The organism is Enterococcus sp. AZ129, assembly GCF_051714505.1.
GTDB lineage: Bacteria > Bacillota > Bacilli > Lactobacillales > Enterococcaceae > Enterococcus > Enterococcus faecalis.
The window spans coordinates 2,715,977-2,737,948 of the sequence record NZ_JBIORY010000001.1 but is presented as its reverse complement, the minus strand read 5'-3'; the positions used below and the strand labels follow the sequence as shown (position 1 = coordinate 2,737,948).

General features: G+C 40.7%; 19 protein-coding genes. 13 read left to right on the top strand and 6 right to left on the bottom strand.

Annotated features, from left to right (window positions below):
* Positions 1 to 135 precede the first annotated feature (135 nt).
* The 5 genes from IGJ90_RS13465 to rpoC all read left to right on the top strand — a co-directional run bounded on the left by IGJ90_RS13465 (position 136) and on the right by rpoC (position 8,898).
* Entirely contained in the window at positions 136 to 351 is a 216-nt protein-coding gene (locus IGJ90_RS13465) for a zinc ribbon domain-containing protein (RefSeq protein ID WP_002354768.1), read from the top strand.
* Between the two features lie 170 nt (positions 352 to 521).
* Entirely contained in the window at positions 522 to 752 is a 231-nt protein-coding gene (mazE, locus tag IGJ90_RS13460) for a type II toxin-antitoxin system PemI/MazE family antitoxin (RefSeq protein WP_002367500.1), read from the top strand.
* Positions 752 to 1,093, top strand: coding sequence for a type II toxin-antitoxin system PemK/MazF family toxin (locus IGJ90_RS13455; RefSeq protein WP_002360937.1), 342 nt, complete (start codon positions 752 to 754; stop codon positions 1,091 to 1,093). The genes mazE and IGJ90_RS13455 overlap by 1 nt, the downstream gene beginning before the upstream one ends.
* 370 nt (positions 1,094 to 1,463) lie before the next feature.
* Positions 1,464 to 5,078 (top strand): DNA-directed RNA polymerase subunit beta, encoded by a 3,615-nt coding sequence (gene rpoB / locus IGJ90_RS13450; protein WP_002389470.1) that lies wholly within the window; start codon positions 1,464 to 1,466, stop codon positions 5,076 to 5,078.
* Positions 5,079 to 5,244: 166 nt separating this feature from the next.
* Positions 5,245 to 8,898 (top strand): DNA-directed RNA polymerase subunit beta', encoded by a 3,654-nt coding sequence (gene rpoC, locus IGJ90_RS13445; protein ID WP_002354777.1) that lies wholly within the window; start codon positions 5,245 to 5,247, stop codon positions 8,896 to 8,898.
* A 48-nt stretch (positions 8,899 to 8,946) separates the two neighbouring features.
* Here rpoC and IGJ90_RS13440 read toward each other — a convergent pair whose 3' ends face one another.
* The gene (locus IGJ90_RS13440) at positions 8,947 to 9,639 is read right to left on the bottom strand and encodes a prepilin peptidase (RefSeq protein ID WP_002367498.1); all 693 of its coding nucleotides are present in this window, start codon (positions 9,637 to 9,639) and stop codon (positions 8,947 to 8,949) included.
* Between the two features lie 108 nt (positions 9,640 to 9,747).
* Between IGJ90_RS13440 and IGJ90_RS13435 the strand changes: the two genes are divergently transcribed.
* The 6 genes from IGJ90_RS13435 to IGJ90_RS13410 all read left to right on the top strand — a co-directional run bounded on the left by IGJ90_RS13435 (position 9,748) and on the right by IGJ90_RS13410 (position 14,481).
* Positions 9,748 to 11,268 carry a gluconokinase gene (locus tag IGJ90_RS13435; RefSeq protein ID WP_002367497.1) on the top strand — a complete coding sequence of 507 codons (1,521 nt, stop codon included), beginning with the start codon at positions 9,748 to 9,750 and terminating at the stop codon, positions 11,266 to 11,268.
* 83 nt (positions 11,269 to 11,351) lie between these two features.
* A complete protein-coding gene (locus IGJ90_RS13430; protein ID WP_002367496.1) occupies positions 11,352 to 12,071 on the top strand; it encodes a DUF5105 domain-containing protein in 720 nt (239 codons plus the stop codon).
* A 127-nt stretch (positions 12,072 to 12,198) separates the two neighbouring features.
* Positions 12,199 to 12,666: a Dps family protein gene (locus tag IGJ90_RS13425; RefSeq protein ID WP_002354782.1), complete on the top strand. Its 468-nt coding sequence runs from the start codon at positions 12,199 to 12,201 to the stop codon at positions 12,664 to 12,666.
* A gap of 236 nt (positions 12,667 to 12,902) precedes the next feature.
* Positions 12,903 to 13,331 carry a 50S ribosomal protein L13 gene (gene rplM, locus IGJ90_RS13420; RefSeq protein WP_048670019.1) on the top strand — a complete coding sequence of 143 codons (429 nt, stop codon included), beginning with the start codon at positions 12,903 to 12,905 and terminating at the stop codon, positions 13,329 to 13,331.
* 13 nt (positions 13,332 to 13,344) lie between these two features.
* Positions 13,345 to 13,737, top strand: a complete 393-nt coding sequence (rpsI, locus tag IGJ90_RS13415; protein WP_002354786.1) for a 30S ribosomal protein S9 — start codon at positions 13,345 to 13,347, stop codon at positions 13,735 to 13,737.
* A gap of 183 nt (positions 13,738 to 13,920) precedes the next feature.
* Positions 13,921 to 14,481, top strand: a complete 561-nt coding sequence (locus tag IGJ90_RS13410) for a hypothetical protein (protein WP_002372704.1) — start codon at positions 13,921 to 13,923, stop codon at positions 14,479 to 14,481.
* 146 nt (positions 14,482 to 14,627) lie between these two features.
* On the opposite strand, the gene IGJ90_RS13405 is transcribed toward IGJ90_RS13410, so the two are convergent.
* From IGJ90_RS13405 to IGJ90_RS13385, 5 genes are all read right to left on the bottom strand, one after another.
* Positions 14,628 to 17,147 carry a sigma 54-interacting transcriptional regulator gene (locus tag IGJ90_RS13405; protein ID WP_104659722.1) on the bottom strand — a complete coding sequence of 840 codons (2,520 nt, stop codon included), beginning with the start codon at positions 17,145 to 17,147 and terminating at the stop codon, positions 14,628 to 14,630.
* A 148-nt stretch (positions 17,148 to 17,295) separates the two neighbouring features.
* Positions 17,296 to 18,123, bottom strand: a complete 828-nt coding sequence (locus tag IGJ90_RS13400; RefSeq protein ID WP_002360964.1) for a PTS system mannose/fructose/sorbose family transporter subunit IID — start codon at positions 18,121 to 18,123, stop codon at positions 17,296 to 17,298.
* Positions 18,120 to 18,935 (bottom strand): PTS mannose/fructose/sorbose/N-acetylgalactosamine transporter subunit IIC, encoded by an 816-nt coding sequence (locus IGJ90_RS13395; protein ID WP_002365419.1) that lies wholly within the window; start codon positions 18,933 to 18,935, stop codon positions 18,120 to 18,122. Before IGJ90_RS13395 ends, IGJ90_RS13400 begins: the two co-directional genes overlap by 4 nt.
* Positions 18,936 to 18,951: 16 nt before the next feature.
* Positions 18,952 to 19,443, bottom strand: a complete 492-nt coding sequence (locus IGJ90_RS13390; protein WP_002354800.1) for a PTS system mannose/fructose/N-acetylgalactosamine-transporter subunit IIB — start codon at positions 19,441 to 19,443, stop codon at positions 18,952 to 18,954.
* 12 nt (positions 19,444 to 19,455) lie between these two features.
* Entirely contained in the window at positions 19,456 to 19,875 is a 420-nt protein-coding gene (locus IGJ90_RS13385; protein WP_002354802.1) for a PTS sugar transporter subunit IIA, read from the bottom strand.
* Positions 19,876 to 20,131: 256 nt separating this feature from the next.
* Here IGJ90_RS13385 and IGJ90_RS13380 point away from each other — a divergent pair, with 256 nt between their 5' ends.
* Both IGJ90_RS13380 and IGJ90_RS13375 read left to right on the top strand, forming a co-directional pair.
* A complete protein-coding gene (locus IGJ90_RS13380) occupies positions 20,132 to 21,067 on the top strand; it encodes an ABC transporter ATP-binding protein (RefSeq protein ID WP_010821951.1) in 936 nt (311 codons plus the stop codon).
* Entirely contained in the window at positions 21,060 to 21,830 is a 771-nt protein-coding gene (locus tag IGJ90_RS13375) for an ABC transporter permease (protein ID WP_174121003.1), read from the top strand. The genes IGJ90_RS13380 and IGJ90_RS13375 overlap by 8 nt, the downstream gene beginning before the upstream one ends.
* Positions 21,831 to 21,972: the final 142 nt, after the last annotated feature.

Genomic DNA, 21,972 nt, shown 5'->3' with positions numbered 1-21,972 from the left:
TTTTCCTCCGATTCGTTATGCTTATTGTAGCGGAAAGGAAAAGGCTTGGTCAACTAGTGAAAAAATCCATCTTAGGATGGAGGAAAATGAAGCAGGCGTTTGCTATACTTATTTTATTGAGAAGGAGTGAGGGGAATGGAAAAGCAACAATATGTTTGTGAGAAATGTGGCAACATGCACTATGTGTCGGACCAATTTCAAGCAACAGGTGGGAACTTTGCGAAAATTTTTGATGTTCAAAATAAAAAATTTATTACAATTAGCTGTACCCAATGCGGCTACACCGAACTTTACCGCAGCCAAACAAGCGGCGGCATGAATGTCCTAGACTTTTTATTAGGTGGCGGTTAGTCAAAAACGAATGCATCTTTGCATTCGTTTTTTTGTGTGAATGGAAGATAGGGGAAAATGCGTAATTATTTATTACACATTATATAGTAAACTCAGTCACATTAAGTGTGATTTAAAATTCTTTCCATCATTGCAAAGGCATAGTATAATGAAGCGAAGGGAGTGATTTCATGCTAACAACTAAATCAAGAAGACAAGGAAACTCGGTCGTCTTAACTTTACCCACTGATAATGGTAAAAAACCAAAAGTCGACCAAGAATATATTGTGATGTATTCTGACGACGGTACAATTACATTAGTCCCTAAAATTCAGGATCCATTTAGTGAAGGTCCAGAAGGTGAGTATTATGAAAAAGATGAGTGGCATGATCTTGCACCTGAGGGGAGAGAACTTTTTTAATGAATGTTGAAAAGAAGTACATTCCCAAAAAAGGAGATATTGTATGGATTGATTTTGATCCTGCTGCAGGCAAAGAGATTCAGAAGAGACGGCCTGGTTTAGTCGTGTCAAGATATGAATTTAATCGGAAAACCATGTTTGCTGTGATTTGCCCGATTACTTCCACCATTAAAAATATTCCCACTCGATATACGTTGCCCGATGACATAGAAACCCATGGGCAAGTAGTGATCTCACAACTGAAATCTTTGGACTTCACTGAAAGAAAATTAAGTCAAATTGAGCATTTGCCATTAAAAGATATGGCGAAAATTGACCAAATAATTGAATATATTTTCTAGTTGTTGAAAAAATGCGTAATTATTTATTACGCATTTTTTCATTTAAACCCTTTACAAAAAAACTCCTTTTTATGAAAAAGAAAACCTTAAAGAAACCCTTGACTTTTCTAGACAAAGGTAGTAGAATCTATAGAGCAAAAACTATCTGAAAGTGACGAAGCAGGAGCGAAATATTGTCCGTTCCGGTTTTTTATAGGAAAACAAAAGTAGAAACGCCAGAAAATTTTTCGGAAGCATGTTCTATTTTTGGTTTTTTTTTGCTTAAAAACTGCAAAAAATGCTTTTTGTTACATATATTTAATATATGTAACGTAAATGTAATTTTTCGGATCGGTGTTTTGATAGACTTATAACTAGAGGGGTGAAGAGCTTGGCTGGACACGTAGTAAAATACGGAAAGCATCGCGAACGTAGAAGTTTCGCACGTATCAGTGAAGTATTGGAATTACCAAATTTAATTGAAATCCAAACAGACTCTTATCAATGGTTTTTAGATGAGGGACTTCGTGAAATGTTTGAAGACATTTTACCAATTGATGATTTCCAAGGAAACTTATCCTTAGAATTTGTTGACTATGAATTAAAAGAACCAAAGTACACAGTAGAAGAAGCCCGCGCACATGATGCCAACTATTCTGCGCCATTACATGTAACATTACGTTTAACCAACCGTGAAACAGGTGAAATTAAATCCCAAGAAGTATTCTTCGGCGATTTCCCATTAATGACAGAAATGGGTACCTTCATCATCAACGGGGCAGAACGTGTTATCGTTTCCCAATTAGTTCGTTCTCCAGGTGTTTATTTCCATGGAAAAGTGGACAAAAACGGCAAAGAAGGTTTTGGCTCAACAGTCATTCCTAACCGTGGTGCATGGTTAGAAATGGAAACAGATGCGAAAGACATTTCTTATGTTCGGATTGACCGCACACGTAAAATTCCTTTAACTGTGTTAGTTCGTGCTTTAGGTTTCGGTTCAGATGATACCATCTTCGAAATTTTCGGCGACAGCGAAAGCTTACGCAACACAATTGAAAAAGATTTACACAAAAACGCAAGTGATTCTCGTACAGAAGAAGGCTTGAAAGACATTTATGAACGTCTTCGCCCAGGCGAACCAAAAACAGCAGATAGCTCACGTAGCTTGTTAACTGCACGTTTCTTTGATCCAAAACGTTATGATTTGGCAAACGTTGGTCGCTACAAAGTTAACAAAAAATTAGACTTAAAAACACGTCTATTAAACTTAACCTTAGCTGAAACGCTAGTTGATCCAGAAACTGGTGAAATCATTGTCGAAAAAGGCACGGTTTTAACACACCAAATCATGGAAACATTAGGCGAGTACATTGACAACGGCTTAAACAGCGTAACTTACTATCCAAGTGAAGATGCGGTAGTAACTGAACCAATGACAATCCAAGTGATTCAAGTTCTTTCACCAAAAGATCCTGAACGTATCGTAAATGTGATTGGTAACGGCTATCCAGACGACAGCGTCAAAACAGTTCGTCCAGCAGATATCGTTGCTTCAATGAGCTACTTCTTCAACTTAATGGAAGATATCGGCAATGTCGATGACATCGACCACTTAGGTAATCGTCGTATCCGTTCAGTAGGCGAATTATTACAAAACCAATTCCGTATTGGTTTAGCCCGTATGGAACGTGTGGTTCGTGAAAGAATGTCTATTCAAGACACAGAAACATTGACACCACAACAATTAATTAACATCCGTCCAGTGGTAGCAAGTATCAAAGAATTCTTTGGTTCTTCACAGTTATCACAGTTCATGGACCAAACAAACCCATTAGGTGAGTTAACCCATAAACGTCGTCTATCAGCCTTAGGGCCTGGTGGTTTGACTCGTGACCGTGCCGGTTATGAAGTTCGTGACGTTCACTACTCTCACTATGGTCGTATGTGTCCAATTGAAACGCCTGAGGGACCAAATATCGGGTTGATCAATAGTTTATCTAGTTATGCGAAAGTGAATAAATTTGGTTTCATCGAAACGCCTTATCGCCGTGTTGATCGTGCGACAGGCCGTGTTACTGATCAAGTAGATTACTTAACAGCAGACATCGAAGACCATTATATCGTAGCGCAAGCGAACTCACTTTTAAATGAAGATGGCACATTTGCCAATGATGTTGTTATGGCGCGTCTACAAAGTGAAAACTTAGAAGTTGCCGTAGACAAAGTTGACTACATGGACGTTTCACCAAAACAAGTAGTCGCAGTCGCAACAGCATGTATTCCTTTCTTAGAAAACGATGACTCCAACCGTGCCTTGATGGGTGCCAACATGCAGCGTCAAGCGGTGCCGTTAATTCAACCACGCTCTCCGTGGGTAGGTACAGGGATGGAATATAAATCAGCCCATGACTCAGGTGCTGCTTTACTATGTAAACATGACGGTGTCGTAGAATTCGTCGATGCAAAAGAAATTCGCGTTCGCCGCGACAATGGCGCATTAGACAAATATATGGTTACTAAATTCCGTCGTTCAAATTCAGGAACAAGCTACAACCAACGCCCAATTGTTCACTTAGGTGAAAAAGTTGAAAAAGGCGATACTTTAGCGGATGGACCTTCTATGGAAGAAGGCGAAATGGCTTTAGGGCAAAACGTCTTAGTTGCCTTCATGACATGGGAAGGTTACAACTACGAGGATGCCATTATCATGAGCCGTCGTTTAGTTAAAGACGATGTTTACACTTCTGTGCATATTGAAGAATATGAATCAGAAGCACGTGATACAAAATTAGGACCTGAAGAAATTACCCGTGAAATTCCAAACGTTGGGGAAGACGCATTGAAAGACTTAGACGAAATGGGGATTATCCGCATTGGTGCTGAAGTTCAAGATGGCGACTTACTAGTTGGGAAAGTCACACCTAAAGGGGTTACAGAATTATCTGCAGAAGAACGTTTACTACACGCAATCTTCGGGGAAAAAGCCCGCGAAGTTCGTGATACGTCTCTCCGTGTACCTCACGGTGGCGGCGGTATCGTTCATGATGTGAAAATCTTTACTCGTGAAGCTGGCGATGAATTATCACCAGGTGTCAACATGTTAGTTCGTGTCTATATCGTTCAAAAACGTAAAATTCACGAAGGAGATAAAATGGCGGGACGTCACGGAAATAAAGGGGTTGTTTCCCGTATTATGCCGGAAGAAGATATGCCATTCTTACCTGACGGAACACCTGTTGATATCATGTTGAACCCATTAGGGGTACCTTCTCGTATGAATATCGGACAAGTACTTGAATTACACTTAGGTATGGCTGCTCGCCAATTAGGTATTCACGTTGCAACACCTGTTTTCGATGGGGCAACCGATGAAGACGTTTGGGAAACTGTTCGTGAAGCTGGTATGGCTAGCGATGCTAAAACAGTTCTTTACGATGGACGTACAGGTGAACCATTTGATAACCGTATTTCCGTTGGTGTCATGTATATGATTAAATTAGCCCACATGGTTGATGACAAATTGCATGCTCGTTCAATCGGACCTTACTCTCTTGTTACGCAACAACCGTTGGGTGGTAAAGCTCAATTCGGTGGACAACGTTTCGGGGAAATGGAAGTTTGGGCACTGGAAGCTTACGGTGCTGCTTACACATTACAAGAAATCTTAACTTACAAATCTGATGACGTTGTCGGACGTGTGAAAACATACGAAGCCATCGTTAAAGGTGAACCAATTCCAAAACCAGGTGTGCCTGAATCATTCCGAGTATTAGTGAAAGAATTACAATCACTTGGTTTAGACATGCGTGTCTTGGACATTGAGGAAGCTGAGATTGAGTTACGCGATATGGACGATGACGATGATGATTTAATCACCGTTGACGCACTAACCAAATTTGCGGAACAACAATCAGCGAAACAGCTGGAAAAAGAAGCAGAATCAGTCGTGAAAGAAGAAGCACAAGACGTTGTTCAAGAAATTGAAACAGCCGAAGACAGAGACTAATTTGTCGCTACCACTCTGATGAGTTGATTCAACTGCGACTTTGTTGCAACTGCGCAAGCCATTACTTGTTCCAAGTGTCGTCAGACCTTCTTTCAAGTGATGCTTGCCATTTGCTAACAAGTTGCTGACTCAGCTTCTCTAAATAAGGAAATGGAGGGAATTCCTTTTGATCGATGTAAATAAATTCGAAAGTATGCAAATAGGGCTTGCTTCACCAGAAAAGATCAGAAGCTGGTCTTATGGGGAAGTTAAAAAACCCGAAACAATTAACTACCGTACATTAAAACCCGAACGTGAAGGGTTATTCTGTGAACGCATTTTTGGTCCAACCAAAGACTGGGAATGTGCTTGTGGTAAATATAAACGTATCCGTTATAAAGGTATTGTCTGTGACCGTTGTGGCGTTGAAGTCACTCGTTCAAAAGTACGTCGTGAACGTATGGGGCATATTGAATTAGCCGCACCAGTTTCACATATCTGGTACTTTAAAGGAATTCCATCTCGGATGGGTCTTGTTTTAGACATGAGCCCTCGTGCATTGGAAGAAGTCATTTATTTTGCTTCATACGTTGTCATCGAACCAGGTGACACAACATTAGAGAAAAAACAATTGTTAACGGAACGCGAATATCGTGAAAAACGTGAACAATATGGCCAAGCCTTCAAAGCTGCTATGGGTGCCGAAGCCGTGAAACAATTATTAGATAACGTCGATTTAGATGGCGAAGTTGCGCAATTAAAAGAAGAATTAAAAACAGCTTCTGGTCAAAAACGGACACGTGCCATCCGTCGTTTAGACATCTTAGAAGCCTTCCGTGCTTCTGGTAACCAACCAAGCTGGATGGTAATGGATGTTATCCCAGTTATTCCACCAGATTTACGTCCGATGGTTCAATTGGAAGGTGGTCGTTTTGCAACAAGTGACTTAAATGACTTATACCGCCGTGTTATCAACCGTAACAACCGTCTAAAACGTTTATTAGACTTAAATGCGCCAAGCATCATTGTTCAAAACGAAAAACGGATGTTACAAGAAGCGGTCGATGCTTTAATCGATAATGGTCGTCGTGGCCGTCCAGTTACTGGACCAGGTAACCGTCCATTGAAATCTCTTTCTCACATGTTGAAAGGGAAACAAGGTCGTTTCCGTCAAAACTTACTAGGTAAACGTGTTGACTATTCTGGTCGTTCCGTAATCGTCGTTGGTCCGTTCTTAAAAATGTACCAATGTGGTTTACCAAAAGAAATGGCGATTGAATTATTCAAACCATTCGTAATGCGTGAATTAGTACAACGTGAAATTGCGACAAACATTAAAAATGCGAAACGTAAAATCGAACGTGGCGAAGATGAAGTTTGGGATATCTTAGAAGAAGTTATCCAAGAACACCCAGTTTTACTTAACCGGGCACCTACGTTGCATAGATTAGGGATCCAAGCTTTCGAACCTGTTCTTGTTGAAGGTCGTGCGATCCGTCTTCACCCATTAGTTTGTGAAGCCTACAATGCCGATTTCGATGGAGACCAAATGGCGGTTCACGTGCCTCTAAATGAAGAAGCACAAGCAGAAGCTCGTATGTTAATGCTTGCTGCCCAAAATATCTTGAACCCGAAAGATGGTAAACCAGTTGTTACACCATCTCAAGATATGGTCTTAGGTAACTACTACCTAACAATGGAAGAAGAAGGCCGTGAAGGGGAAGGCATGATCTTCCGCGACATGAACGAAGCTGTTTTAGCATGGCAAAATGGCTACGTGCATTTACACTCACGGATTGGGGTTCAAACAACACTTTTAGGTGACAAACCATTTACTGATTGGCAAAAAGAACGAATCTTAATCACCACAGTTGGTAAGATCATCTTTAACGAAATCATGCCTGTTGAGTTCCCTTACTTGAACGAACCAACAGACTATAACTTAACTGTTCAAACACCAGATAAATACTTCGTAGAAGCTGGTACAGACATTCCTGCACACATTAAAGAGCAAGAATTAGTTTTACCATTCAAGAAGAAAAATCTTGGAAATATCATTGCTGAAGTCTTCAAGAGATTCCACATTACGGAAACCTCTAAAATGCTTGACCGCATGAAAGACTTAGGTTACAAACACTCAACTTATGCTGGGATGACGGTAGGGATTGCCGATATCATGGTTCTTCATGAAAAACAAGCAATCATTGATGCTGCCCACAAACAAGTTGAAACAATTACTAAACAATTCCGTCGTGGTTTAATTACTGATGACGAACGTTATGAACGTGTAATCGGCGTTTGGAACGGTGCCAAAGACGAAATCCAACAAAAACTGATCGAAAGTATGGAAGCTCGTAACCCAATCTTCATGATGTCTGACTCTGGAGCCCGTGGTAACATCTCCAACTTTACACAGTTAGCTGGTATGCGTGGTTTGATGGCCGCTCCGAATGGACGAATCATGGAATTACCAATCATCTCAAACTTCCGTGAAGGACTTTCTGTCTTAGAAATGTTTATTTCAACTCACGGGGCTCGTAAAGGGATGACCGATACGGCCTTGAAGACAGCCGATTCAGGTTACTTAACACGTCGTTTAGTTGACGTTGCCCAAGACGTAATCATTCGTGAAGACGACTGTGGCACTGACCGTGGTCTTGAAATCGAAGCAATTCGTGAAGGTAATGAAATTATCGAACCATTAGACGAACGTCTATTAGGTCGTTATACACGTAAATCAGTTGTTCATCCAGAAACTGGTGCAATCATCATTGGTGCGGATCAATTAATCACTGAAGATCTTGCCAGAGAAATCGTGGACGCTGGTATTGAAAAAGTAACCATCCGTTCTGTCTTTACATGTAACACAAAACATGGTGTATGTAAGCACTGTTACGGACGTAACTTGGCAACTGGTTCTGACGTTGAAGTCGGAGAAGCAGTTGGTACAATCGCCGCTCAATCAATCGGGGAACCTGGTACACAGTTAACCATGCGTACGTTCCATACCGGTGGGGTTGCCGGTGACGATATCACTCAAGGTTTACCTCGTATCCAAGAAATCTTTGAAGCACGTAATCCGAAAGGGCAAGCAGTGATTACAGAAGTAACCGGTGAAGTTATCGATATTTCTGAAGATCCTGCCACACGTCAAAAAGAAGTAACCATCAAAGGAAAAACAGATACACGTACCTATACTGTCCCTTACACTGCACGTATGAAAGTTGCTGAAGGCGACATCATCCACCGTGGTGCACCGTTGACAGAAGGTTCAATCGATCCAAAACAATTATTACAAGTTCGTGATGTTTTATCTGTTGAAAACTACCTATTACGTGAAGTACAACGTGTTTACCGTATGCAAGGGGTAGAAATCGGCGACAAACATATCGAAGTAATGGTTCGTCAAATGTTACGTAAAATCCGCGTAATGGATCCAGGTGACACTGAAATCCTTCCAGGAACATTAATGGACATCGCAGAATTTAAAGACCGTAACTACGACACATTAGTTGCTGGTGGCGTCCCTGCTACTAGTCGTCCAGTCTTACTTGGTATTACCAAAGCGTCATTGGAAACAAACAGCTTCTTATCTGCTGCATCCTTCCAAGAAACAACACGCGTGTTAACAGATGCTGCTATCCGTGGCAAAAAAGATCCATTACTTGGATTGAAAGAAAATGTTATCATTGGTAAAATCATCCCAGCTGGTACTGGTATGGCTCGTTACCGTAACATGGAACCAAAAGAAGTTGGCGTAGCTAGCGAAAACGTTTATAGTATTTCAGACATTGAAGCACAAATGGCTGCTGAAGATGCGATGAAAAACATCAATAAATAAACCCTAAAAAGCCGCAAGGAGCATGCTCCTTGCGGCTTTTTTTATTTGCTATAACCAACTGATTGTGAGTAAGCCCAAACTTAAAAAGGGGACAAAAGGAAGTTTCTGTTCAACTGGATACCCCCAAAATTTACAGCTGTAGCCATAGATTAGGCCATAACTACTGGCAAAAAATAGTAGCATCAGCAACTGAGGTACCTGTAAAAAACAGCCCCACAAACCCAGTAACAAAAGATCCCCTCGCCCCATGGCCTCCGGAAAATAGTGTAAGACGGCTCGGAAAAAACAAAAACAAAAAAGACCAGTCAGTAAGTAAAACGAATGCTGACCCGCCACTTTCAGTAAGCAAAGCACAAAAAAACTAGGATAAAGAATCTTCGGTTCAACCACTAAATACCAGTAATCAATCAAGGATAATGTGAAAGCACTCGTCAGCCACCACCAGAGAATCAAAGCATCGATCGTCAAGCCAGCTGAAAAACAGCTTGCGGTTAAGCCGCCCATGACAAGTTCTGCTAAAAGATAACTCTTAGCTACTGGCTGTTGACACTTTCGACAACGAAAGCGCTGCAGCAAAATCGAAACAACTGGAATTAATTCATAGAGATGTAGAGGCTGGTGGCAACCTTGACAGTGGGAAGGGGGCCACCACAAAGAACGCCCTACTGGTAAGCGCTCCGCCACTAAGCATAAAAAAGAACCGAAACAGGCACCAATCAAAAAGAGACTTAAGAAAAACATAGGTTACCTCCTTAAAAATAAACTACGCTTTTTTTAAACTTTTTCGTTTGACTAGACAAATCTTTTTTTGTTAGGAATAATAAAAGAAACAAGAAATGAGGGAATCAAATGGAAAAATTAGCGATTGGTGTCGACGTTGGCACCACGCAAGCCAAAGCAGTGGCTTTTCAAGCAAATGGCACAGTCGTAGCTTCTAGCTATGTGCGTTATCCATTAATTCAAGAGACTGAAGGAATGGCGGAGCAAGACCCAGAGACGCTGTTCCAAGCTGTGGTGAACTGTATTCGAACCGTCACACAGCAAGTGAAGAATCAACCAATTGGGCTCATTTCTTTTGCTTCAGCGATGCATGGCTTAATTGCCATGGATGCGCAAGGACGCCCATTGATCCAAGTGATTACTTGGGCTGACACACGAGCATCTGATTATGCGGAAGCGTTAAAAGAAACGCCAGCGGCCCAATTGTTTTATCAATTGACAGGCATGCCAGTTCATCCAATGGCGCCTTTATACAAGATTCGCTGGCTGCAGGAAAATCAGCCAGCCGTTGCGCAGAGCGCGGCCAAGTTTATTGGGATTAAGGATTACATTTTTTACCGTTTCTTTGGCGAATACTGGACAGATTATAGTAGTGCTTCAGGAATGGGTTTATTTAATATTCACACACGGCAATGGGAATCGTCGATTTTAGCGTATTTATCTATTGAGGAGGAACAGTTGCCAAAAGTTGCCCCGTCAACGTTCATTTTTCCAGCGTTAGCGCCTTCTTGGCAAGAGATGCTTGGTGTTACAGAGGAAACGGTTTTAGTTCTTGGTGGCGCGGATGGCCCGTTGTCTAATTTAGGTTTGGGAGCGCTAGGAACGGGTGTAGCGACTTTGACCGTCGGTACGAGCGGTGCACTTCGGTATATTGTCGAAGAACCTTTTTTGCATCCGCAAGGTGAAACGTTTTGTTTTGCTCTAGATGAACAGCACTGGGTGATTGGTGGCGCAAGTAGTAATGGTGCAGTTGCATTAGATTGGGCGAGCCAAACGATTTTTGCAGAAGAACGTCAGCAAGCTATTCAAAACGGGACCAATATCTATGACCCAATTATGGCCAAAATTGCAACCGTGCCAGCCGGGGCAAATGGCTTACTGTTTCATCCTTATTTGCTTGGTGAACGAGCACCGCTGTGGAATGCAGAGGCGAGCGCAAGTTTTATTGGCTTGCGCAAAAACCACCATGCTGGACATTTAGCTCGAGCGGTGGTGGAAGGAATCTGTTTCAATTTAAAAACCATTTTAGAGGATTTGAAACAACTCGGTGGACCCGTTCAGGAGATTCGGGCGACAGGCGGCTTTGCTGATTCCCCTGTGTTCCGTCAAATCATGGCTGATGTGCTGGGAGAAACGTTATCGTTCACTGATAGCACCGAAGCTTCGGCATTAGGCGCTGTTTTGCTAGGCTGGCAAGGCTTAGGGCAGTTACCAAATTTGCAAGCAGCGGCGCAACAGGTGCTGATTCATGAAACGGTCACGCCACGAGCGGATCAATTGCTAGTTTATCAAGAACTGTATCCTGTTTTTCAAGAAACCCAACAAATTTTAGCACAAAGTTATCAAAAATTAGCAGAATTCCGAAAATAATTGATAGTAAATAGCTTTGACAAATGGCTGAGAAGTTGCTTAACTAGAAGAGAGACGAAGACTTGAGGAAATGAGGATGAGGAATGAAGAAACAGCTACTACCACTATTTCTGTTATTCATTGGGGCGTTAGCAAGCTGCAGTGCACCGTCTCGTTCCGGCGAAAAAGCAGCGCAACAGTTGGTAGATTACTTTATTTATCAAGAAAAGCCAGAGACATTCTCTCAAACTTTTCGTGAACCGAAAGTCTTGGCGGAGCATTTGCAGACGAGCCGTCAACAGTTCCAGAAGCAATTTTTCAATAGCTTAAAAGAAATGAACGCTGAAGTCACCGAGACCGAAGCCCAGAAGCTTAGCGCAGAATTACTGGCTCAAGTGAAGAAAAAAGCGTCATATCAACTAGTAGCCACGAAAGAATTGAATGGGCAAGCGACAATCACTTTTCAGATTAAGGGCTTAGATTTTGTGACGGCGATTGAAGATACAACCACTGCTCTTCTTCAGCAAACGCAACAGGCGACACAAGCGCTAGACATGCAGCACACGTTAGTCGTTTTAAAAAAAGAAATCCAACAAATCAATGTCAGCCATGAGCCAGTTGAACTGCCATTAATGGTTAAGCAAGTAGAAGGACAATGGTACTTGCCAGCAGCGGAGCAACTGAGACTGAATCAGTTTTTTTTAGCTTTCGTCACAGGAAAAGAAGATACTGATCAGTTGACAGAGGCACTCGACATGATCCTCACTCAAGCGGAACAAAAAGTCGTCACTGCGGATGAAAAAACAGCGAGTTCAGGAAATTAATTAGATTCTTAATTGTAATTATTATAATTTGATAATAATTTTAAAAAAGAAAGGTTTTCAGTGTACTTTTTTCACAATTCATATTACACTAAGAGTGTAGAAATAATATTTAGGAGGATGACAAAGAATGAAATTTGAAAAAACAAAAGAAATTTTGAACCAACTCGTTGCAGATTTAAGCCAATTTTCCGTGGTAATTCATCAAACACATTGGTATATGCGTGGACCTGAATTTTTAACACTTCACCCACAAATGGATGAATACATGGATCAAATCAATGAGCAATTAGATGTTGTTTCAGAACGTTTAATCACATTGGACGGCTCTCCATTCTCAACATTGCGTGAATTCGCAGAAAATACAAAAATTGAAGATGAAATTGGTAACTGGGACCGCACCATTCCAGAACGTATGGAAAAATTAGTAGCAGGCTACCGTTACTTAGCAGACCTTTACGCAAAAGGGATTGAAGTTTCTGGTGAAGAAGGCGACGACTGCACACAAGACATTTTCATCGCAAACAAAACAGACATCGAAAAAAATATTTGGATGTTACAAGCCAAACTTGGCAAAGCGCCTGGTATTGACGCATAATTTAAAACAACTCCCAAAGCCGCTGACGTTGACGTTGGCGGTTTTTTTCTGTTTAAAAGGCACAAAAAAATAAGTGAAAATCTATTTTCTGAAAGCGCAGAAAAACATTGACTTTATCAGTGATTGAAGGTAAAATATTAAATGGTATTGTTTGCCCCACAATGAGCCCCGGAAACTCAAGTGTATGTCAAACATCGAAAACAAAATTGGAGGAAAGAAACGTGCGTACAACATATATGGCCAAAGCTGGCGAAGTAGAACGTAAATGGTACGTAGTAGATGCAACAGATGTTCCTTTAGGACGTCTATCAGCAGTTGTTGCTTCTGTACTACGTGGTAAAAATAAACCAACATTCACACCACATGTGGATACTGGAGATTTCGTAATCGTAATTAACGCTGATAAAGTAAAATTAACAGGTAAAAAAGCTACAGACAAAATTTACTACCGTCACTCAATGTATCCTGGAGGATTAAAATCAGTGACAGCTGGTGAATTACGCGACAAAAACTCTCGCCGTCTTATCGAAACTTCTGTAAAAGGTATGCTACCTAAAAACACTTTAGGACGTAAACAATTTACTAAATTGAACGTATACGGTGGAGCTGAGCATCCACATGCTGCACAACAACCAGAAGTATTAGATATCACGAACTTAATTTAAGGAGGGAAATTCATTGGCACAAGTACAATATAGCGGCACAGGCCGTCGTAAAAATGCAGTTGCCCGCGTACGCTTAGTACCAGGTACTGGTAAAATTACTGTAAACAAAAAAGACGTAGAAGAATATATTCCACATGCTGACTTGCGTGAAGTTATCAACCAACCATTTGGCGTAACTGAAACAAAAGGCGCTTACGATGTAATCGTAAACGTAAACGGTGGTGGCTATGCTGGACAATCAGGAGCTATCCGTCACGGAATCGCTCGTGCATTGTTACAAGTAGATCCTGACTTCCGTTCTGCTTTAAAACGCGCTGGGTTACTTACTCGTGACGCACGTATGGTTGAACGTAAAAAACCAGGTCTTAAAAAAGCTCGTAAAGCTTCACAGTTCTCAAAACGTTAATTATTTGGAGTCGTTGCGAACGTGTTCGCTTACGAATCAATTACAATGTTTCAAGACACTTTCTCGCAATGAGAAAGTGTCTTTTTTATCAATCTCTCTAACCCAACCCAATCCTCTCCAAAAAATGGTATCATTAAGTAATGAAACATAACCATAAAAAATAACAAATATCGGAGGCAGAAAATGAGTAGTGTGGTTTGTCAAAGTTGTGGGGCGAATGCGTTTAGATGGTACGATACCGCTGATCAAGTGGTGGAATGTAAGTATTGTCATTCCAAGCAAGCTTTTATAAAAGGTATGGGCGTCGAGTCAGCCATAAAAGTTGTTGGGGGAAAAGAAGAAGCGGAGACGGATTCTGAATACCAAGAACGGATTATTCATCAATTTGGATTGAAAGATCAAGTGATTGAAGTGAAGAATTATTCATTAATCGATATTCCGTTAACATTTATTGTTTGGTTGTATTTGGATATTTTATTAGGAGCGTTGTTTATCTGTGGTGGTTTTCTATCTAAAAACTATCGAGCTTGGTACGCCAATTTACTTCGTTGGCACTTTTATGGTTGGCGTTATACAAAGTCAGCGACTGAAAAAGAGAAGGCAAGTCAACGGATTAGAGGCAGTCTGTTGATTAAATGGCTACTTCAAGAGGACCCCAACAAAACGAAAAAATTAATAATGGTTGGCGTATCCATCCTGTTCACTGTCCTGTTCGTTTACACTACAGGAAATGGCGCTGCCTAAACGAAATATTTATTGAAACACTTTCTGTTGATAGAAAGTGTTTTAACACAAACTAAAAAAAGTGGGCCATAAGTCGAAATGACTTATGGCCCACTAGCTATATTTTAAGATAATCATCTGAACAAAAGAGACTCTCCCTATAACCCTCACCGAGAAGACAAAATTTCATAAATCACATAGAGTTCCCAGTTGGAAATCTCTATTCGATAAAACTGTTCTAGAGTATAGAAAATGTTTTTAGCATTTTGGAAAAATGGTTTTTGGTTAATGGTTAGTTCCTCTAGGTTAGCAGGGATTTCATAGTCTTCAACGCCGAGCATGGTTCGCTCTACCATGAGCGCGTTGTGCATCATTAAGTTAAATTTCATTTTGCCGCTGAGTGTGAGGTCGAAGCGTTTTTCAATGTTCTTTGTAACGTTTTCGACTTGTTTAATAATGACGTCAGGATTTAGAAATTCTAGTTTTTCTGACAAGCCCTCTTTCGAGAAGAAGTGAACAAACTCGTTAATCATGCTATCAATGTTATTGGGATGCATCAAGTTTTGGAAAGGTTCCATCAACTGGGTTCCTGCATCTTCGTCTAACATGTCTAAGAGATTCACGCTAGCAACATTCGTATGATTGTCTAAGTAGGACGTCGTCAAAATGAGCGAGGTTTCTTTTAAATAATTTTCTTCGGCGTTGGCAATGTCTAACGTGTTTACCAAATCTTTGTATTTTAGGGTAATGACTTTAATGTCAGTATACAGGTATTTTTGACAGATTTGTTTGATTTGCTTGGCAATATCCAGACCTGAAATACTAGAGACAATGATATTTTTTTCCACTGAAAAGCCTTCAAAGTACTGTACATCGGTTTTAAATTTTTTTTCAGCGGTTTTAGCAATACCATAGAAAAGTTGTTCGTTCATTAATTGATGACCAATTTCCAACGCATAGGCAGTGGTCAGGTTATTGATCACCAAAAGTTCTCCAAGAATTTGCGGTTTCAAACTTTTATAAAGTTGTGTCAGGGAACCCATATCGACGAGCATAATGACGCCTTGTGATGTGTCCCGCTGAGAAAGCCAGTCTTTAACTTCGGCGACGATATCTCGGACGGAAGAGGTTAAGGGCATGTTAATCGCATCGAAAATATAGGTACCACATAATTTGTTGGCAACGGCTTGAATACTTGTGGCAGTCGATTCACCATGCGCCACGAGGAGCGCTTGGTAAGGAATCGTTTCAGAAATTTCTCCGCTAAGTAATACAGATAAGAGTACCTCTGTCAAGAAACGGTATTCTTCTGGCAGCGGACTGACTAAGTTTTTCACGAGGGAAACCGTTCGCGGATAGTGTTCTTTTAACTGTGCTTGGACTGGAAGGAGCATTGTTTCGTTAAATGTTGGCGGTAAAATTTTCAGCAATTTAGCAACATCTTTCATCGGTTTTTCAGTTTGTTCAGGTTGGTTAATAATTAGTTTGTTTTTGGTTTGGACTTCCGTGACTAGGTTTTGTAAAAAGTAATCATTTTCCAAGGTTATTTCATCGTCTAAACAATATTTAATGAATTGTGTCAGTTCAGTTTTTAAGTGGGCCAGTGTTTTTTCTTTTGTAAATAAGGCTTCAAATGTTGCGAAAATATCGGAAGAAAGTGTGTCTTCTTCTAACACTTCTTTGTCTAAAGGAATCGCAATCATTGGTTGAGTCGCATCGCCAATGACGACGGGTTGATTGGGCAAAGTTTTTCGTAATTGCGACGCGCAAAGGAGCTGCACTTTGTTGGATAAACTCCCCACGTTGCCAGGTTCGTCATTTTCTAATAATGCCGTAAAGATTTCTTCGTCCACGTTGATGTCTTTGGTCATTCGTTTCGCTTCTCGGTGGAATAAGTTTTTTAAAATCGCAATCCGTTCTCGAATGGGGCGCTCTTTGAAGTTCGGAAGTGAGACGATTACGGAAATTCGGCGATAAAAGGTTGGTAATAAGACTTTTTTCGGGTTTTCGGTGGTCGCAAATAGTAGCCGGACCTTGGAATGGACCATTTTTCCTTCTTCACCAATAGGGCGGAAGGTCCCTGTATCCATAAACTGAAAGAGTTTTTCTTGGTTTTCGTTGGATAATCGATGTACTTCATCTAAAAAGAGTACGGAATTATTAGCTTGGGCCAAGAGTCCTTGCTTTTCTGATTCAGCTCCAGTAAATGCGCCTTTGGTATGGCCGAAGAGAATGGATGATAGCAATTCGGGATTGTTGGCATAATCGGCACAGTTAAAGGTGTAGAATTTTTCCAGGCCAATGATTTGTTCATTTTTCAGATACTCATAAATCAGTTTTGCCAAAAAGCTTTTGCCGACGCCACTGGCTCCATGGATTAATAAAGGCATACCCAATGGGGGATACAACATAGCGGCTTTGCATTGTTCGATGGCTTTTTTGGTGCTGCCTTGGCTACCGATGTATTGTCGAAACACATCGGTCGTGGGGGTTGTTGCACGGGTTAATTGCCAATAAACGGGTTTTTTTCCCGTTTGTTGGACTTCACCTTTTTCCAATAATTTATTTAAGTATAAGCTGGTTACCGAGCGGCTTAATTGAATTTTTGTGGCAATTTCTTGTGTGCTCATCGGGGTGTTGCTGGTTTCTAAAATATCAACTAAGTGTTGGTAGGTCTCCAAGCGCATGATTCATCGTCCTTCCAAAAGAGAGGTCGGGAAAAGGGGTTGCTTCTGTTCCCGCCGTTTATCAGCTTTTAAGCCTGAGATAAAAATCACTTTGGATTTTTGTCTCAGGCTCTAAGTGTTTAATAATTAAATGTTTATTGTTTCAATTTTAACAGATGCCTAGTAATCCTAGCAAGATGCCTAAGAACATGATACCAAACATCACCACGTTAACATTGACTTTTTTGCGTAATAGCCAGAAAGCAAGTAACGTCACGGCTAATGGTACGATACCGACGAATAGTTGATCCAAATAGTCTTGGATTTTAACTACGTCTTCGCTTCCTTTAACGGAAACTTCAAGAATCGTTTTGAATTTTACATTCGAAGCAGTCATACTGCCCATCATCATTAAGCCTAGCATACTTGATACTTTTGTGAGTATCTTCATTCCGCCTGATTCGTACATTTTTTGGATAAAACTTTCACCGATTGAGTAGCCGCTATACAACGCATAATAGTGAATTAAGAACGCAGGGACGTTGTATAAAAGTAAGAAGACAATCGCCCCTAATGGCGAACCAGTGCTGGCTAATGAAATCCCAATACCAGCAGCAATAACACGTAAGATGCCCCAGAAGAAGGAATCACCAATGCCTGAAAGTGGCCCCATTAATGAGGCTTTAACTGCTGTAATAGAGCTAGCATCAAAATTTTCGTCTTCACTGTTTTGTTTTTCCATCGAAGCAACGAGCCCCATGATGAAGTTATTGATATGCATGGTTGCATTGAACCAAGTGGTGTGACGCACCAATGCCTCGGCCCGTTCTTCCTTGGTTTTATAAAAACGATTGATAACTGGGAGTAAAGTGTACATGACACCCACTGCGTGGTATTGTGTAGCTCCTGTCCGGCTAGCGTTCATCGTCCAAGAACGCCAGAAAACAGAGCGCATCATTTTTTTCTCTTCTTTAGATAAATTCTCTTTTAACTTCATGCGAAAAAGTCCTCCTCTTCGATTTCTTTCGCGCTGCCTTCAACCGCAGAAGACGCCGCAGGTTTTCTTTTTAGAATGTCGCGAAATTCTACATCCCGTTGGGCACTCACGACACAAATTACTGTCCCGATGACCGCTACCGCAACGGCTGGTAATTGTAGGTACGCGGTTAAAACAAAGCCTAAAATGTAAAAGACGGCTAATTTATTATCCCATAACAGTTTCATTAACATGGCAAACCCAACGGCAGGTAAAAGTCCGCCAGCTGCGCTTAAGCCGTTCATCAAATTTTGTGGAATACTTTCAACAAACAGATTTACTGGCCCGCTTCCTGCTAAAATTCCGATAAATGAAATCGAAGCGATGATTAAATAATAAATAATCCACGTTCCGTAATGCAGTGTCACAACCATTTTTTGGTTGCCTTCACGTGCTGCTTTGTCAAGAGAAGGAGCAAAGATATTCATAAAGACATTTTTTAAAAACATCACCACGAAAGCGGCTAACATCCCAATTGGTACGGCTAACGTCATGGCGGCTTTTTGTTCGACATTTGAAATAATTGCAAACGTTGTGGCTAAAGTAGTCGCAGTTACAGGTTCCGCGGCGATAACACCACCGATATTAACATTTCCTAAGAAAATTGCTTCCAAAGAGGCCCCCATTAAGACCCCTGTTTTCATGTCGCCCATTAAAATTCCTGTGACTAATCCAACGACTAAGGGACGTTCCATCATACTTTGACCAGTTAAATAGTTCCCAGCAAAACAGATAAATACAGCTAAGGCTGCCATTGTTGCATGCATAAGCATTGTTCATTTCCTCCTTTTAATTGACGGCTTGTTTTAGACTTAATTTTGAGTTGGTTGGCAGTACTTGGTTATAGCTTTCCACGTGAGTCAAACTGGCTAATTCTTTGGCAGCTTCTAACTCTTCAGGATTTAATTGGACACTTGGGAAAACCATTGTTTTGGTGGCTGGATCTGATTTATCAAAGCGGCCAGCGTTGGCAACATTCACACTTTCAATATCTGTCACGTTTTTCGCAATTTTAGTAGCATCCGCTACACTGTTCACAATTACAAAAATTCGTTTGTCTTTACCACGAGGATCATTAAAGACATCAATCGCATCATCGACTGAGCGAATTAATAGTTTCATGCCGTTGGGAACCGCCATTTTTAACGTCATTTGCATTACTTCGTTTTTGGCTGCTTCATCATTCGCTACAACTAATAAAGGGGCATTCAATTCTTTGGTCCAAACTACGGCTACTTGGCCGTGAATTAATCTGTCGTCTACTCGTACTTGTGTAATCATTTTAATTTCCTCCTAAAAAAAGTTTTCTTCTTCATTTGATGGGTTTAATTCAACGAATTGAATTTGTGCTTCAGCAATTGCTGCTTGAATATCTTCTTTGGTTAGCTTTTCGCCTTCTTTTAAGAAAATCAGCGACAAGGCAATGGCTAAGTTGGCATTGGAAATGATAAAAACATTGTCTGGTTTTGTCGTCATGACTTCTTGAACAATTTTTTGATTGACACTACCACCATATAAATCTGTTAAAATAATAGCTTGTTCTTCTGCGCCAAGGGACTGAAGAAACGTTTGAATAATTGGCGTATAGTCCTCAGGAGTCACATAGGCATTGATGACCGCCAGCTCTTTTCCTTTGTCTGCGAGAATATCCAATGAACTTTGGAAGCCTTTCGCTAAGTTTCCGTGACTAGCAATTAAAAATTTTCTTTTCATTCTTTTCACCTCACTTTTATATAAAGCAAGTTCTGTGCCAAAAAAAGAGAACTCTAAATCCTTGATTTGAAAGGGTTTTAACGCTCTCGAAACTGTTTAAACAGTTTCAAGTCAAAATAAACACGTTATTCGTTGTTAGTTTGTTGTTGAAAAATAGCTAAGCAAAACTGTGAAATTTAATCAAAATAACCCCCGTTTTTATCGAGAAGTGTTACAATAATATTCATGAATATTTATACATTAAGGAGAGTTACGAATGACTGATGCTCTTGTGATACAAGATTTACGCAAAGTGTACGCTTCAGGTGTTGAAGCGTTGCGGGGGATTGATTTAACAGTCGAAGAAGGCGATTTTTATGCTCTTTTGGGACCGAATGGCGCAGGAAAATCAACGACGATTGGGATTGTGACCTCGTTAGTTAATAAGACTTCGGGGAAAGTCAAAATTTTTGGGTATGATTTAGATACGGAAATAGTGCGGGCGAAGCAACAGATTGGGTTAGTGCCGCAGGAGTTTAACTTCAATCCGTTTGAAACGGTCCAGCAGATTGTGGTCAATCAAGCGGGCTATTATGGGGTGTCTCGTAAAGAAGCCATGAAACGGAGTGAAAAGTATTTAAAACAATCCAATTTATGGGAAAAACGGAACGAACGGGCGCGAATGCTTTCTGGCGGAATGAAACGTCGGTTAATGATTGCTCGCGCGCTGATGCATGAGCCGAAGTTATTGATTTTAGATGAACCAACTGCAGGTGTCGATATTGAATTGCGCCGTGAAATGTGGGCCTTTTTACAAGAGTTAAATGCGCAGGGAACCACGATTATTTTGACGACCCATTACTTAGAAGAAGCTGAGATGTTGTGTCGCAACATTGGGATTATTCAGTCTGGTGAATTGATTGAAAACACCAGCATGAAGCACTTGTTAGCAAAATTACAATTTGAAACGTTTATTTTTGATTTAGCACCTTATACGCAGGCGCCTGTTATTGAAGGCTATCAAAGCGTATTTGAGGACGAGTTAACGTTAGCGGTGGAAGTGGAACGAAACCAAGGTGTCAATCACTTGTTTGAACAGCTAAGTCAACAAGGAATCAAAGTATTGTCAATGCGGAATAAGTCCAACCGTTTGGAAGAGCTCTTCTTGAAGATTACCGAGGATACGTACCATAGGGAGGATCAACATGTTTAGTCTGTATTTTACTGCTTTAAAAAGTTTAGCTGTGAAGGAAACCAACCGTTATTTACGGATTTGGGTCCAAACACTGGTACCGCCAGTGATTACGACGTCCTTATATTTTGTGATTTTTGGGAAAATGATTGGCGGGCGAATTGGCGACATGGGCGGTTTTTCTTATATGGAATTTATCGTGCCAGGTTTAATTATGATGTCAGCCATTACAAGCTCGTACGCCAATGTTTCATCTTCCTTTTTCTCACAAAAATTCCAGAAAAATATCGAAGAAATTCTCGTGGCGCCAGTTCCAACTCATGTGATTATTTGGGGATTTGTGATTGGTGGCGTTGGTCGTAGTATTTTGGTCGGTGCGTTAGTCACCATCATTTCTCTATTTTTTGTGCCATTGCACGTTGTTTCTTGGCTGATGGTCATCATGACTTTATTGATGACAGCGATTCTCTTTTCTTTAGCTGGTTTGTTAAATGGTATTTTTGCGCAATCCTATGATGATGTATCGATTGTGCCGACCTTTGTGTTACAGCCTTTAACCTATTTGGGTGGGGTTTTCTATGCCATTTCCATGTTGCCGCCATTTTGGCAATCTGTCTCAAAAGTTAATCCGATTGTTTACATGATTTCTGGGTTCCGCTACGGTTTCCTAGGGGTTCAAGATGTGCCAATTGGTATTTCTATGACCATTTTAATCTTATTTATTGTCGTTTTATATGGCATTTGTTGGTACCTTGTAGAAACAGGGCGTGGCTTACGTAGTTAAGCCGTAAAAAGATTAAACTGTCTGAATCACTCATTCTAGCGAGCAGATTCAGATAGTTTTCTTGTTTCTAAGTATGCCTTTTTTGATTCTTCGTGCATTTCCCTGTATAATAGCAATGTTTCGCACCAGAATATGTCGACAA

Coding starts and splice junctions, on each gene's coding strand:
- IGJ90_RS13440 (WP_002367498.1), bottom strand. CDS start 9,639: ATGTTTTTCTTAAGTCTCTTTTTGATTGGTGCCTGTTTCGGTTCTTTT.
- IGJ90_RS13435 (WP_002367497.1), top strand. CDS start 9,748: ATGGAAAAATTAGCGATTGGTGTCGACGTTGGCACCACGCAAGCCAAA.
- IGJ90_RS13430 (WP_002367496.1), top strand. CDS start 11,352: ATGAAGAAACAGCTACTACCACTATTTCTGTTATTCATTGGGGCGTTA.
- mazE (WP_002367500.1), top strand. CDS start 522: ATGCTAACAACTAAATCAAGAAGACAAGGAAACTCGGTCGTCTTAACT.
- rplM (WP_048670019.1), top strand. CDS start 12,903: ATGGCCAAAGCTGGCGAAGTAGAACGTAAATGGTACGTAGTAGATGCA.
- IGJ90_RS13375 (WP_174121003.1), top strand. CDS start 21,060: ATGTTTAGTCTGTATTTTACTGCTTTAAAAAGTTTAGCTGTGAAGGAA.
- IGJ90_RS13400 (WP_002360964.1), bottom strand. CDS start 18,123: ATGAAGTTAAAAGAGAATTTATCTAAAGAAGAGAAAAAAATGATGCGC.
- IGJ90_RS13380 (WP_010821951.1), top strand. CDS start 20,132: ATGACTGATGCTCTTGTGATACAAGATTTACGCAAAGTGTACGCTTCA.
- IGJ90_RS13395 (WP_002365419.1), bottom strand. CDS start 18,935: ATGCTTATGCATGCAACAATGGCAGCCTTAGCTGTATTTATCTGTTTT.
- IGJ90_RS13455 (WP_002360937.1), top strand. CDS start 752: ATGAATGTTGAAAAGAAGTACATTCCCAAAAAAGGAGATATTGTATGG.
- IGJ90_RS13405 (WP_104659722.1), bottom strand. CDS start 17,147: ATGCGCTTGGAGACCTACCAACACTTAGTTGATATTTTAGAAACCAGC.
- IGJ90_RS13425 (WP_002354782.1), top strand. CDS start 12,199: ATGAAATTTGAAAAAACAAAAGAAATTTTGAACCAACTCGTTGCAGAT.
- IGJ90_RS13410 (WP_002372704.1), top strand. CDS start 13,921: ATGAGTAGTGTGGTTTGTCAAAGTTGTGGGGCGAATGCGTTTAGATGG.
- IGJ90_RS13385 (WP_002354802.1), bottom strand. CDS start 19,875: ATGAAAAGAAAATTTTTAATTGCTAGTCACGGAAACTTAGCGAAAGGC.
- IGJ90_RS13390 (WP_002354800.1), bottom strand. CDS start 19,443: ATGATTACACAAGTACGAGTAGACGACAGATTAATTCACGGCCAAGTA.
- IGJ90_RS13465 (WP_002354768.1), top strand. CDS start 136: ATGGAAAAGCAACAATATGTTTGTGAGAAATGTGGCAACATGCACTAT.